Source organism: Salinicola sp. LHM (genome assembly GCF_034479735.1).
In the GTDB taxonomy this organism is placed as follows: Bacteria; Pseudomonadota; Gammaproteobacteria; order Pseudomonadales; family Halomonadaceae; genus Salinicola; species Salinicola salarius.
The window spans coordinates 729,689-743,150 of sequence record NZ_CP140261.1 but is presented as its reverse complement, the minus strand read 5'-3'; the positions used below and the strand labels follow the sequence as shown (position 1 = coordinate 743,150).

At 56.2% G+C, this 13,462-nt stretch carries 12 protein-coding genes; 6 read left to right on the top strand and 6 right to left on the bottom strand.

Annotated features, from left to right (window positions below):
* Nucleotides 1–15 precede the first annotated feature (15 nt).
* Nucleotides 16–1,151, bottom strand: a protein-coding gene (locus R5R73_RS03575) for an IS3 family transposase (protein WP_416221201.1) whose coding sequence is annotated in 2 segments (ribosomal slippage) — nt 16–896 and nt 896–1,151 — 1,137 coding nt in all. Because the reading frame shifts where the segments join, the coding sequence is not laid out codon by codon here.
* Between the two features lie 137 nt (nt 1,152–1,288).
* Between R5R73_RS03575 and R5R73_RS03570 the strand changes: the two genes are divergently transcribed.
* Nucleotides 1,289–2,617, top strand: coding sequence for a protein kinase domain-containing protein (locus R5R73_RS03570; RefSeq protein WP_322528801.1), 1,329 nt, complete (start codon nt 1,289–1,291; stop codon nt 2,615–2,617).
* On the opposite strand, the gene R5R73_RS03565 is transcribed toward R5R73_RS03570, so the two are convergent.
* A protein-coding gene (locus tag R5R73_RS03565; RefSeq protein WP_322527572.1) for an IS5 family transposase occupies nt 2,603–3,462 on the bottom strand; the annotation gives its coding sequence in 2 pieces (ribosomal slippage) (nt 2,603–3,093 and nt 3,093–3,462; 861 coding nt in all). The two genes, R5R73_RS03570 and R5R73_RS03565, sit on opposite strands and share 15 nt — an antisense overlap.
* A 102-nt stretch (nt 3,463–3,564) precedes the next feature.
* Here R5R73_RS03565 and R5R73_RS03560 point away from each other — a divergent pair.
* The 3 genes from R5R73_RS03560 to R5R73_RS03545 all read left to right on the top strand — a co-directional run bounded on the left by R5R73_RS03560 (nt 3,565) and on the right by R5R73_RS03545 (nt 9,243).
* A complete protein-coding gene (locus R5R73_RS03560; RefSeq protein ID WP_322528800.1) occupies nt 3,565–6,084 on the top strand; it encodes a DEAD/DEAH box helicase in 2,520 nt (839 codons plus the stop codon).
* A complete protein-coding gene (locus tag R5R73_RS03555) occupies nt 6,074–7,681 on the top strand; it encodes a hypothetical protein (protein WP_322528799.1) in 1,608 nt (535 codons plus the stop codon). The genes R5R73_RS03560 and R5R73_RS03555 overlap by 11 nt, the downstream gene beginning before the upstream one ends.
* A 695-nt stretch (nt 7,682–8,376) precedes the next feature.
* Nucleotides 8,377–9,243 carry a sirohydrochlorin chelatase gene (locus tag R5R73_RS03545; protein WP_322528798.1) on the top strand — a complete coding sequence of 289 codons (867 nt, stop codon included), beginning with the start codon at nt 8,377–8,379 and terminating at the stop codon, nt 9,241–9,243.
* A 38-nt stretch (nt 9,244–9,281) separates the two neighbouring features.
* Here R5R73_RS03545 and R5R73_RS03540 read toward each other — a convergent pair whose 3' ends face one another.
* The gene (locus tag R5R73_RS03540; protein WP_322528797.1) at nt 9,282–9,626 is read right to left on the bottom strand and encodes a hypothetical protein; all 345 of its coding nucleotides are present in this window, start codon (nt 9,624–9,626) and stop codon (nt 9,282–9,284) included.
* A gap of 7 nt (nt 9,627–9,633) precedes the next feature.
* Nucleotides 9,634–9,930: a YciI family protein gene (locus R5R73_RS03535; RefSeq protein WP_110632201.1), complete on the bottom strand. Its 297-nt coding sequence runs from the start codon at nt 9,928–9,930 to the stop codon at nt 9,634–9,636.
* A gap of 231 nt (nt 9,931–10,161) precedes the next feature.
* On the opposite strand from R5R73_RS03535, the gene R5R73_RS03530 reads away from it, so the two are divergent.
* Both R5R73_RS03530 and ltaE read left to right on the top strand, forming a co-directional pair.
* Complete coding sequence (locus R5R73_RS03530; protein ID WP_071232000.1) at nt 10,162–10,737, top strand: hemerythrin domain-containing protein; 576 nt, start codon at nt 10,162–10,164, stop codon at nt 10,735–10,737.
* A 246-nt stretch (nt 10,738–10,983) separates the two neighbouring features.
* Nucleotides 10,984–11,994: a low-specificity L-threonine aldolase gene (ltaE, locus tag R5R73_RS03525; RefSeq protein ID WP_322528796.1), complete on the top strand. Its 1,011-nt coding sequence runs from the start codon at nt 10,984–10,986 to the stop codon at nt 11,992–11,994.
* A gap of 9 nt (nt 11,995–12,003) precedes the next feature.
* Here ltaE and R5R73_RS03520 read toward each other — a convergent pair whose 3' ends face one another.
* Both R5R73_RS03520 and R5R73_RS03515 read right to left on the bottom strand, forming a co-directional pair.
* On the bottom strand, nt 12,004–12,438 hold the full coding sequence (locus R5R73_RS03520; RefSeq protein ID WP_110632207.1) for a hypothetical protein: 435 nt from the start codon (nt 12,436–12,438) through the stop codon (nt 12,004–12,006).
* A gap of 127 nt (nt 12,439–12,565) precedes the next feature.
* Nucleotides 12,566–13,441 (bottom strand): LysR substrate-binding domain-containing protein, encoded by an 876-nt coding sequence (locus R5R73_RS03515; protein ID WP_087720599.1) that lies wholly within the window; start codon nt 13,439–13,441, stop codon nt 12,566–12,568.
* Between the last annotated feature and the right edge of the window lie 21 nt (nt 13,442–13,462).

The following is a 13,462-nucleotide window of genomic DNA, read 5'->3' as shown; positions in this document are numbered from 1 at the left end:
GATCATCATCAGGCGTCAGGCCGCCTGGGTCAGTGGTTGATCGCAGTACACCTCATCGGGTGTCGCATCGTCCAGCCCTTGATGGGGCCGCTGACGGTTGTACCAAGTGAAGTACTTCCTCAGCTCCCGGCGTAGGTGGGCACCATCTTCGAAGGCCTTCAGATAGACGCACTCGTACTTCACGCTACGCCAGAGCCGTTCGACGAAGATGTTGTCCCGGTAGCAGCCTTTTCCATCCATGCTGATCCGGACGCCATGGGCCTTCAGTACCTCGGTGAACGCCTGGCTGGTGAATTGGCAGCCCTGATCGCTATTGAAGATGCTCGGCGGCCCATAGCGGTCCAGGGCCTCCTCCAGTGCGTCAATGCAGAAGTCCGTATCCAGGGTGTTCGATACCCGCCAGGCCAGCACACGGCGACTGTGCCAGTCCATGATGGCCACCAGGTACATGAACCCTCGCGCCATTGGGATATACGTCACATCAGTGGCCCAGACTTGGTTGGGACGATCGATGACGCGATCCCTGAGCAGGTAAGGATAGACCCGATGCCCCACGCCAGACTGGCTGGTGCGCGGCTTCGGGTACACCGCGTGCAGCCCCATCTGCCGCATCAGGCGACGGATCCGCTTGCGGTTCACCGTGTGCCCCAAGCGGTTGAGATGGGTCGTCATCCGCCGGGAGCCGTAGACCGGCGTCCGCAGATGCTCCTCGTCGATCAGCCTCATTAGCATCAGGTCCTCGGCGAGTAACTCACGGCGCTGGTAGTATAGCGATGAGCGACTGATACCGAGCAATTGGCACTGCCGGCGCAGGCTGGGAGTGTCGGAGGATGGCGGCTCGATCAGGGCCAAGCGCTGAGCCCGGCTCAACGATCGAGCCTGCGCGACAAAAAATCGCGTTCCACCGTCAGCTTGCCGATCTCGCGGTAAAGCGTGTCGATCTCCTCCTGGCTCTTCTGGGCGGCTTTACCATCCTTGCCTTCGAAGACGCCCGTGGCGTTGTCCAGGAGTTCACGCTTCCACTGGCTGACCATGGTGGGGTGGATCTCGAAGCGGGCGGCGATCTCCGACGTTGTCTGATCGCCCTTGAGGGCTGCGAGAGCCACCTTGGCCTTGAAGTCACTGCTGTACTGCTTGCGTTTCCTGCTCATGATCATCGTCTCCAATCGTCATGATCAGAGCTTAACGCCTGGTCCTGATTTCGGGGACCACCTCAGAAATAGGCGTAGCCCATCGTGATATTTCGCCTGAACGCTTGTGGTGGGACCGTCAATCTCAGGCAGTTATTGTGAGCGGTCTAGTAGCTAGCCAATTTCCTGATCAACAGGGTAAAAGCGTAGGCGATGTTAGGCAACTATTAGCATCCAGCGCAATCCCTGTTCCAGAAGAGCTGCTTGGTGAAGAAGAAATAGACGCTGCTAGAATAGACGTTTATCAAATAGGAGTGCTCGCCTACAGGATAGCTTTTAACCAGGCACTTCCTCTACAGCAAGAGACAGTAGAATGGGTGGATCCAGAAAAAGATCCATTTGAAGGAAAGCTTACGGAATGGATCCGTCAAGCTATAGAGATGCTGCCAGATGAGCGCCAGGCAAATGCAGGCCAGCAACTAGAAGAGCTTACGCAGATTTTATATGCAGATGCACAACAAGACGATGATAGTAGTAGCGTATATGGTGCATTAAACAAGAGCCTCAGCCAAGCAAACATAATGGTCGATTGGGGGGCAACTACGCCCATAGAACAAGACTTTATCAAGCAGAGAATGTCATATCAGTCAGTGCATGATGGAAGGCAGGTAACGGTGCGCATCTGGAGCGGGCTTCAGCCGCAAGAAGGGCAGGCAGGCCGCAATCGCCATCTGCTTCGCTTTATCGACAGGTGTCATACCCTGCGCTCTAACACTCTGCAGGTCCCACAGCTGTATGATTTCGGCTTTAGCATGATGGGGCTTTTCACTGTACAAGAATATATTGAAGACGGGCAGACGTTAGCAGCTTGGCTAGATCAGCAAGATGTCTCGCTACCGCCAAGGCTTCAGGTAGCAGAAAGTATATTAAGAGCAGTCAACCAACTGCATGATCTTGGCCTAGCTCATGGCGACTTAAAGCCAGAAAACATCCTTGTTAGACTTCAGGGGGAACAGAATCAAATAATTCTGCTTGATATGCTCGACCTTGATTCAAATGGCAGACTTCCTTTCAGCCCCGAATATTCCCCATCTAGTAACGTTAGTAGTAAAGCAAGAGACCGCTATGCTACCTATTTGATTATTGACGAGCTGTTTTCTCGCTGTGGCGGGCAAACTAAAAAAATTCGTGAAGAAATAAAGTTAGCATTAGGGGACAACCTTCAAGAGGTCCCTAAATCCTTGGAGCCGCTTCGATACACTTTAGAAAACGCTAGCCTGCCAGAAGAGCCAGAGACCCCTAAGATAAATTTCTCATGGGGCGATTTGATGTGTAGCGAAACAGGCGAAGACTTGGAGAGCGATCAAGGAAATTATTATCTTTCGGTTCGAAAAACTCCATCAGAATTCAGGATGTACATCACTGGGTCACGTAAGAAATTAGCTTTGTTCACTAACTATGCTGAAGATAAGCTACGCTCTGTCTGAAAAATAGACCCGTAAACAGCGCTCGATGCAGGCCAGCGTGACCATGGCACGGTAACTTTTTGCCAGCTTGTCGTAGCGAGTACAAAGTCGCCGCTTTTCCTTCATCCAGCCAAATAGACGCTCTATCACATTGCGACGCCGATAACGCGGGCGCTCGAACAGGCGGGGTAGTCCTGGCTTGGGGCGACGGTGCATCTGTCGGTGCCGGATCGTCGGTCGTATTCCGTACCGGTCGCAGTAGCGACGCAATCGATCACTATCGTAACCTCGGTCGGCCAGCAGATGGCGGCAGCGCTTGCGGGGACGTCCCGTATGACCTGGCAAGCGGATCTGCTCCATGACAGGAACGAGATAGCGTGAATCGGCATGCTGACCAGGCGATAGCAGGAAGCTCAGGGGAACGCCATTGGCATCGCAAACCAGGTGAATCTTGGTGGTCAGGCCGCCTCGGCTTCGTCCAAGCGCATGGCCTACCCGTTCTCCAGAGCCCCTTTTTTACTGCCACCAGCGGCAGAGCGAGTCGCTCGAATCGAGGTGGAGTCCACCATCCAGGTATCGAGATCCATGTAACCATCTTCCCGAAGCTTCAGGTGAAGGCGTGACAGGCTGCGTTCGAGTGTGCCGTCATCTCGCCACTGACGAAAGCGCTGGTAGACCGTTTTCCATGGGCCGAAGCGTTCGGGCAGATCCCGCCATTTGGCGCCGGAACAGAGGATCCAGAAGATGCCGTTGAGCATCTGCCGGTCATCGCGGCGTGGGCGTCCACGCCCAGCGGGCGTGCCAGGCGAAACGATATCTTCAATCAATGTCCAACCCCGATCGGAAATCTCGTAACGTCCTGCCATGACAATACCTCCAAGTCTGAGGGAGGAAAGGCTAGCAAGACATCATTTTTCAGACAAAGCGTAATTCTTACAAAGGCACGCCTATATGAAATACCTGCTTCGGTGTGGCTTCAAGAATCCCAAGACGCCACCAACCCAAAACAACATAAAAATCAAGTTATTATCCAGCCGATACGTCTTAAAAAAGGGCCTAGGCACGGCGAAGAAGAGCTTCTGAGTTTTCTCCAAAAGCAGTCAGTAGTAAAGGCCATGCTAAAGGCCGGGCAGGCTATGGGAAGTGAAAAAGAAAGCTTGATTAATGAACAGATTGAGTCGGCAGGAGAGGCACAGGTACCCCTAACAAAACTCTGGCAGGAGCTGGTTGATGCAGAGCGAGACTTGCATCCTACTGTTACGGTTATAGGAAAGCCTGAGCGAAATGGTAGGCATTGGCATATACCAATTCAAGAAGATGTAAGAAACTTTGAGCTTTCCGCAGAAGAACAAGTCCAAATTACTAATGATGACCCTGAAGAGCGCTGGTATTATGGCAACCTTGACTTAACTAATGTAGAGGATGGCATTTTAGTGGTAACTGAGGGGCGCTATATTGAGGGGCTACGTTCAAACACAAAGCTCCAACTTGTAGAAGCCCGCTCAGAAAGCAGTTGGCAAAGGCGACAAAAAGCCCTATACCGTGTCCTGAAGGGAGAGGCCTTAATCCCTGAGTTGGCCAAGCATTTTGATTCAACTACTGTTCCTATTGAAGATAAGCTTCCTCCTTTGAAAGCACCCAACGAACAAGAAATGCAGCGCTTTAATCTAGATGATAGCAAACAGCAGGCTATGCGCCATGTTTTGAACAAGCGCCTTAACGTGATCATGGGCCCCCCGGGAACAGGCAAGACTACACTGCTCGCTAATTTGCTAGAGCATCTACATCAATTGCCTGAGGTTAATAAAATCCTGCTTGTTTCTCAGTCACATGTGGCGGTTAACGAAGTGGCTATTCGTGCCCGAGAAGTCATTAGTAGACTGGCACGCAGCGAAGGGTTAGATCCTGAATCGGTCGAGCCATCTATGGTGCGCTTAGGAGATCGCTCACGGTTAGGTCCGGAGCTACTGGACATTCATGTTGAAGCATTGCAGTCTCAGTATAGGACAGCGTTTCATCGGGACTTTGATGCTCGATTGCTAGCTCTCTCCCCCCGCCTCGGATTGCCTAGAGATTTTCTACTAGATACTGCTTCACTATATCGACGTTTAGGTCGAGAGCTACACGAGTATAATCTAGCAAGAAAAATCTGTGCTGAACTAAAAGCAACTAGAGAAGCTGAAATCTCAAAGCCTCATCGGGGCAAAGAAAGAGAGTACGAGGTAGCCCAGCAACAACTCATGCGTCTACATGACGCACTAAGCAGGAAGCTACGGGAATATACAGATGAGTTTGAATCGCTACTGGAAAGCGAAGATCCACAGTTGTCTCTCCTGGAGATACTAGCTCAACGTCACCAAATCAATAACCCCTTACAGGTTTCGCGTTTATCAGAAGTAGTTAATATTGCGCACCACTGGTATCAACGCTTGTCTGCTGATGAGGATGGGTTCGCTGGCTTCGCAGCAAAAACACGTAAGCTAGTTATCGGGACGTTGGTAGGTATTGGTAAGTCATCTTACAATCTAGCTAAAAATGAATACGATATAGCGATTATTGATGAGGCGGGGCGAGCAACTGCATCTGAATTAGCTATGGCTATGCAATCAGCGAAGCGCGTTATTTTAGTTGGTGATCACAAGCAGTTGCCACCATTATACAATAAAAACCTGATAACCCAAGTTGCTTCTAAGCTCGGTTTAGACGAAAAGGAAGTCAGACGTACTGACTTTGAGCGTGCGTTCCTGAAGAGTCAAGGGCATATGCTGGACACTCAGTATCGAATGGCTAAGCCGATTGGTGACTTAGTTTCTCATGTATTCTATGAAGATGGACTGCATACTGGGCGCCCTCCTGCCCCCGATTGGATGAAGCAGTTGCCTTCACCTTGGGATAGGACTGTAACTTGGCTTAACACCAGCCATTCTCCACAGTTAGAACAAAATTTAGGTAAGTTTGGTGTAGCCAACTTGGCTGAAATTGACTTGGTCTGCAGCTTATTACAGCAGCTTACTGAAGATAGCGAGGCAATGGAGCATCTACGAGCTTGGTCTCATGATGATAGGCTACCTCCTATTGGTATAATTACGGGGTATCGGAAGCAAGTTGATGCCTTACGCCAGCGCTTAGATTCAGATAGTTGGGCAACACCAATACGTAGCCTTGTTCGGATCGATACTATTGATTCTTATCAAGGGTCAGAAAATAGGATTGTGCTGCTCAGTCTTGTTAGACATAATTTGGACAAGAAGACTGGATTCATGGATGATTTTCCTCGCATAAACGTAGCTTTGTCGCGTGCTAAAGAAAGGCTAATCGTAATCGGGGCTGGCAGTATGTGGCAGCGATACAAAATGGAGTCTCCGCTTAGCTTGGTGTATAACTACATTTCAGTTAAATCGGAGCTTAGCAATTCTGAGTACCAAGTGTTGTCGCCAGAAGAACTACTTCAGACTAAAGGTGATAAGGAGCTGATGTATGCCCCGTGAGACGCTTTCGCTAAAAAAGAAACAGACCTCAGTGAATAAGGCCTTGGAGGGAAGCCCTTCGCATAGTGAAAAGCCGAAACTTTCTCCTGGGGACGGGGTGGAACAAGGACATTTGTCTCACGAGGCCCCCGTCGCTTTTGACAAGCGGCATATACAGAGCATATCGCTATTAGTCCCTGCTCGGCGATTCTCAGTTGACTTCGATGTCACCTGCAAGGTAGCGCTGCCAGCGATACTAGAAAGCGCCTTAATGCTGATTGACCAGCTGATGCAAATCAGTCCTGGCGAGCTACAGAATTTTTTTGGCCTTAATGACAATGAGCGCGAGTCTCTATTACAAGACTTGCTAGATACAGAGTTAGTTGAGATTAGCGAGGTAGGCTTGGTTTGTCCTACCGAGCGCATGACTGCTTTACGCCGAGAAAACCAATCTATTTTATTGGAAGATGTAAACAATCATCGTGAGACTTTCGTAGTTGATACCCTTACAGGGCATATCCAGCCAAGAGCTGAAAGCAGCCCATTACGCGGACTGCCGGAGGTGCATCTAGCTAGCAGGGATAACGAGCCCTTAGACTATTCTTCCGTTTTCCAGCAGCAATTCTCAAGGTTTCAGCAATGTATAAACAATAGAGATTTGCAACGAATGAGCACTAAGCTATACAGAGTTAATAGATGCTCACATGATAGGGTGACTACTGTTCCTGTCTCTTTGGATATCTATGCCCAGCAGGATCCTTTGCATGGGCTACGCCTTGAGCCGAGGATTTTTGGTTTCAGCGAGAAGAATCATAGCCTTTTATCATCTAGCGGTTTAATAGGAAAGGCAACACAGTACATTGATGAGCTACCCAAAAGAAACATGGCGTTAAGTTTGGGTGAATATTGTGATTTAGTTGATGACACAGTTCTGTCTCGTTATAACCGTGATGATTGGTTTGATCTTGAGGCCCTACTAAAAGATCGAAGGAAAAGAAAAACTGGCTATGGCAGCGAAAGAACCAGGCTGATGCTGGGTCCTGTCTATTTTGAAAATAATAGTAACCTGTTGCACTGGCTAAGCCACCAGCCCAAGACCGCAAAGCTGAATAAGGCACTATGGGTGCCTGCAGATACTGAGCTCTGGGGGGCTAGCGTTAAGCTAGGGCCGTTTATTCAAATGGTCAATTCGTCTCTCTCTGATCATGAGAGTTTTCTGTCAGTGTTATCTCCCGCCCCAGATAAGGCTGACGTAAGCAACTTATTTAAAGCCTACCGGGGCCGCATTCAGAACTTGACTGGATTTTCAAAAGCCAAGCCCCTTAATAACATTGAGATATTAATCCTTCCCGGCGATCCAGGGTGGGCAATGTGCCAGTATCATGCGTACTTGAATCCTAAATGGGGCTTGGGAGGGCTGACTGTTCCTATTGGATATAGTACCTATGACCCTATCCGAGTCGAGCAACTTTGGAAGATTGTGCGCAATCGCTTCCCTTACGCCGACTCCCATCATAATATTTTGGGTCAGCGCGAAGACACTGAAGCAGTTGCTAAACTGATAGATACACAATGGGGAGAGTGGAACTTAGGCGGGGTAGATAAAATCATAACGTAGAGTAGCGCTATGGACTTGAACCTGTGGGCGCGTACTGTTGAACGCTCTGTCTCGGTCGGCATCGAAAACTCATTGCTTTAACTTCGGTCATATGTCTACCGCGGACGCTACTTCACAGCCAACGTACGCATAAACTCCTGCCGCCAAGCCTCGGCATGCTCTGCCGGGTCGGCGAGAAACCGCCCCAGCTCTACCGCGAGATCGAAGAAGCCTTTGCGCCGGCAGCCCTTCCCCACGCCGGCTGACGACCAGCGCGGCGTTGAAGGGGCGGTTCTGTCGGGCATCTTCGCGCATCAGGGTTTCCAGTGCCTGCGCCACGCGCGGGATGGTGCCCGGTGGCTGTAACCCCAACGCCTCGGGAAGTTGCTGGTAGGTCAGCGGCAGGGTTTCGCGAGGCGCTGTCTCGAGAAGATGGCGGGCTGAGTAGGCAGTGATTGAGTGGCGGTCATAATGCTCTCAGCTGTTGGGATCGAAGCGTTTCACTCAGGAATATTGATGCGTTCCCCAACCCGCCGGTTATGCAGGATTCACTCTCTAGTCGAACGGCGAGCCACAGGCTTGTCCGGCGAGCTGGCCCAACATGACTTGACCCGAATGCCGACACGGTAGTGTGATGAGCGCCACCGTCAGCCACGCTGACAATCTACATTCCGTCCGTACTCGCCAGCTTCATGGCTCCACGAAAGATAACGCCCATGCGAAAGATTCTGCTCGTCGACAACGGTTCCCTGCGCCCTCAGGCGACGCTCAATCTGCGTCGTCTTGCCGATGCCTTGAGCCAGGCCACAGGCGAGGCGGTCGAGGCCGCATCGCTCCTGCACTCCTTCAAGATTCCGCCCGAGGCGCTCGGCGGGCGCAAGGCCGTCACGGTGGGGCCACTGGCCGAGCGCTACGCAGCGGAGGGCGGCACGGAACTGATCATACTGCCCTTCTTCTTCGGCCCCAGTCAGGCATTGACCCGCTATCTGCCGGAGCGACTGGCCGAGGTACAGGCCAGCTATCCGCAGCTCTCGGTAAAGGTCGCCCCGCCGTTGGTCGACACGCTGCTGGCGCCGGACCTGCGCCTGGCGCAACTGCTGGCAGACAACGTGCGCGAGCGCATGACCAATCTGTCGCGGCCAAAGGTCGTGCTGGTCGATCACGGCAGCCCGATCCCGGAGGTCACGGCGGTGCGCAACTATCTCGCCGGGCAACTGAGCGCGCTGCTGGCCGATGAGGCCGAGTGTGTGACTTTTGCCTCCATGGAGCGCCGTGACGGCGACGCCTACCGCTTCAACGAGCCGCTGCTGGAGACGTTGCTGGCCTCGCCAGCCCTGGCCGACAGCGATGTGATCCTGTCCATGCTGTTTCTATCTCCGGGCCGTCACGCCGGAGAAGATGGCGACATTGCCGAGATCTGCACCCAGGCGATGTCTCGCGCCCCAGGCCTTAACGTCGTGACGACCCGGCTGGTGGGCGAGAACGACGCCATCCTGGAACTCCTCGCCACTCGCCTACGGCAAGCTCTGGCCGGTGGGCCGCTACTGACAGAACTGCCGACGATCGGCGCCAAGGAGGCATGACCCGCGCTTCGGCTTGGGTCGGCATTTGACCTCGAAGGCTAATTCATCGCCGCCAGCACCCGCTCGAACTCCTGCCGCCAGGCCTCGGCATGTTGCACCGGATCGGCGGGAAACCGCCCCAATTCTACCGCCAGATCGAAGAAGCCTTGCGCGGGCAGCCCTTCCCCGCGCCGGCTGACGACCAGCGCAGCGATGAAGGGTCGGTCGTGCTGGGCATCCTCGCACATCAGGTTCTCCAGTGCCTGAGCCACGCGCTGAATGGTGCGCGGTGGTTGCAGCGCCAACGCCTCGGCGAGTTGCTGGTAGGTCAGCGGCAGGGTTTCGCGAGGCACTGTCTCGAGGTAGTGGCGAACCTGCGCGGGCAATGAGGAGTTGTCTGCCATGCTGCCCTCAGGCGTCGGGATCGAAGAGCTTCACTTCGCGAATGTCGACTCGCTCCCAGACCCGGCCGGTCATGTAGGGCTCGGTTTCGAGCCAGGCGTCGAGATCGGCGCGGTCGTCGAAACAAAAATGCGTGTTGGAACCGATCATCTTGCCGTCATCGTTCAGGATCGCCCCGCCACTGAGAAACTTCCCCTGCCTGACGAGCTCACGAACCCCTGCCAGATGCGCTTCGCGATGGGCCAGCCGGCGCTCGAGCGCTTCATCGTCCGTGTAGTCATAGGCCACTACGGCGTACTGTTTCATGCGGTGCTCCTGTCGTTTCGTGGTTCATCGAAGACGACTCGCATCATGCGTCAGCCCGCCTGAAGAGACAATCCGCCTCCCGATCGCACGGTCAGCGCCCGGCAATGGGGTCGTTCCCCGCTTGGACCGGATATCGGAACGTGACTATCTTGAGAACTGAGGTCGAGCATCGAGGTGGAAAATCGGGCTTCGAATCGGCGCTCAGGAAGAAAATCCCAAGGAGGGAATATAATGACGACCGATAACGTGACTAGACCGAACGAGGATGTCGTCGACATCCTGACGACCGATCACCGAGAGATGACGGAGCTGCTGGCTAGGGCGACGCAGACTCAAGATGTCGAGCAACGCCGGGATCTGGTCGAAACGGCGATCGCGGAAGTGATGCGTCATGCCGTTGCCGAAGAGATGTACGTCTACCCGGTGATGGAAAAGGATCTGCCGGGCGGCAAGGAAGAGGTCGAGCATGACAAGCAGGAACATGACGAGATCGTGCAGGTGATGAAGAAGCTGGAAGAGGCCGATGCTGCCGATCCGGCGTTCATGGAGCTGGTGCAGGAACTGGACAAGCAGCTGCGTCACCACGCCGATGACGAGGAGTCCGACCAGTTTCCCAAACTGCGCGCTCACCTCTCCAGTGAACAACTCGTGGAAATGGGCGACAAGGTGCAAAAGGCCAAGCACCTGGCGCCGACTCGCCCTCACCCCAGCGCACCCCACTCTGAGCTGTTCCATAAAAGTGTCGGGCCAGGCGTCGGCATGATCGACCGGCTCCGTGACAAGCTCACGGGACGCCACACCGGCTAGACTCGCCGCCCGCAAATCGCGACCTTGCTACTGCCCCGGACCATGCCGATCCGGGGCTTTTTGTGGTCATATCTTGTCGTTACGGATGGTATTCGGCCCCTATTCGAAGCTCGGTGGGCGAGTCGTTCGCGTCGTTTCTTGCCGTGCCATGCCGTGCTGGATCGAGTCGATACCAGCGCGGGAACAAGGCCGTCGGCTGTACAATCCTTCTCGACACCGTTCAACGACATGAAGAGGCCAGATTCCATGATCGATCTTCGCAGCGATACCGTCACCCGGCCAAGCCAGGCGATGCGTCAGGTGATGTTCGATGCGCCAGTGGGCGATGACGTATGGGGCGACGATCCCAGCGTGGCCCATCTGGAAACCTATATCGCCGAGCGTACCGGCAAGGCGGCGGCGCTGTTCTTCCCTTCCGGCACGCAGAGCAACCTGGTGGCGCTGTTGAGCCATTGCCAGCGCGGCGACGAGTACATCGTCGGCCAGCAGGCGCACACCTATCGCATGGAAGGCGGCGGCGCGGCAGTACTCGGCGGGATCCAGCCGCAGCCGATCGAGAACGAGGCGGACGGCACGCTGCCGCTGGCGAAGATCGAGGCGGCGGTGAAGCCGATCGACCCGCACTTTGCCCGCACGCGCCTGCTGACGCTGGAAAATACTTTCCACGGCCAGGTGCTGGATGCCGATTATGTCGAAGCGGCCACTGCGCTGGCGCGGCGTCATGGCCTGGCGACCCATCTGGATGGCGCACGGATCGGCAACGCTGCGGCCGCTACCGGGGCCAGCCTGGAAGCGCTCTGCAGCCCGTTCGATACGATCTCGATCTGCTGCTCGAAGGGGCTGGGCGCACCGGCCGGTTCGGTGCTGGTGGGGCCGGCGGCGTTCATCGAGACGGCACGGCGCTGGCGCAAGGTGGTCGGCGGCGGCATGCGCCAGGTCGGCATGCTGGCAGCGGCCTGCGAATACGCGCTGGAGCATCATCTGGCACCGCTCGCCGAAGATCACGCCAAGGCCGAGCGGCTGGCTGCGGGGCTGGCCGGTATCGACGGCGTCACGGTGACGGCGCAGGCGACCAACATGGTGTTCGTCGAGTTCACTCGTTCGGCGTTCGATCCGGCTCGGCTGCACGCCTGGCTGAAGGAACGCGACATTCTGGTCGGTGCGCTCTACGCGCCGCGCTTCGTGACCCATCGCGATGTGTCGATGGACGACATCGATCGCGTCGTCGCCGCTTTCGACGAGTACTTCACCGCCTGACCGCCCGGCTCAGTCGAGCCGGGTGGATGAAGAATTGTTCGGCCGGGTCGGCGTCGAGGAAGCGCCCGGGTTCGGCGCCGCCTGGGGGCCGCCGTCGCCGGCGGGCGCATTCGGATCGCAGGTACGGCGGGCGGTGGAAATGGTCGAGCCGCCATCGTTGCCCCGGCAGATCGAACCACCGCCGCTGGGCAGCCGCTCGCGGGTTTCCCGTGGGTAGATCAGGTTGGGGCTGACATTGATGTCCATGTGCCTGGGCACGTAGTCGGCACGGCCATCGCGGTCGTTGTCCGGCAGTCTCACGCGGTGGCCGGTCTGGGGATCGACCACCGTGACGCCATCGGCAACGGCGGGCGCGCTGCCCAGCGCCGTGCCGGCAATCGCCAGCGCGAGACAAGTGACGGCCAGTGTGCGGCGACGGCTGACGGGCATGATAGAGATGCGCATGATCCACCTCCGGGTGGGTATCTCACCTACGGGAATGCTGCCTGCGCCCGGCGTCAGCCGGGCATGACGTTCCATGGACATATTCCATGGACATAGTGTAGCGCTCGCCGCGGGATACGTGATGCGTTCAGGGTGCGGATTCGCGGGTCCGGGAGAGCCACTCCCACAGCGCGGCGGCTGCCGGGCGCAACTGGCGGCGGCTGGGCCGGACCAGCCAGAACGCTTCGTCCGTCGCCATGTCGAGCTCGAACGGCGCGACCAGATCGCGGCTGGCTTCGAGCAGGCGGCGATGGGAAAGCGCGACGCCGCCGCCGTAGGAGGCCAGCGCCAGCGTCGTCACGTGGGTGTCGCAGATCATCGCCTGGCAGCGATGCTCGAGCCCGGCGACGCCCGCCTCGGCCAGCCAGCGCGGCCAGCCGGCAGCGAACCCCGCGGCATGCAGCAGCGTCCTGCCCGCCAGATCTTCCGGCGTATGCAGTTCCGCCGCCAGCGCGGCGGAGCAGACCGGCAACAGCCGCTCTTCCCCCAGGCATTCCGCGGTAACGTCGTTCCACTCGCCGTCTCCGTAGCGAATCTCCAGGTCGGCCCCTTCCGCCCCGAAGTCGTCCGCCCAGATCGCGCTGACCAGCCGCAGGGTGATCTCTGGGTGCATCTGCTGGAATCGCATCAATCTCGGCGCCAGCCAGGTCTGCTGCATTGCCGGCGTCGCCCGCAGCGTCACCGGCGCGCCGGGGCTGGGACCGAAGACTTCCGACGTACCTTCGGCCAGGCGGGTGAACGCGCCCTGAACGCTGGGCAACCAGGCCTGCCCTGCCGGCGTCAGCGCCAGGCTACGCGGATAGCGCACGAACAGCGACTGGCCGACGCGATCTTCCAGCAGCCGGATGCGCTGGCTGATCGCCGACTGGGTGACGCCGAGTTCTCGGCCGGCCTCGGTGAAGCTCAGCGTTCTCGCCGCCGCTTCGAACGCCTGCAGCCACAATACCGGGGGGAGTTCGGACATGGTCTTCGTCGAAGCTCTCTT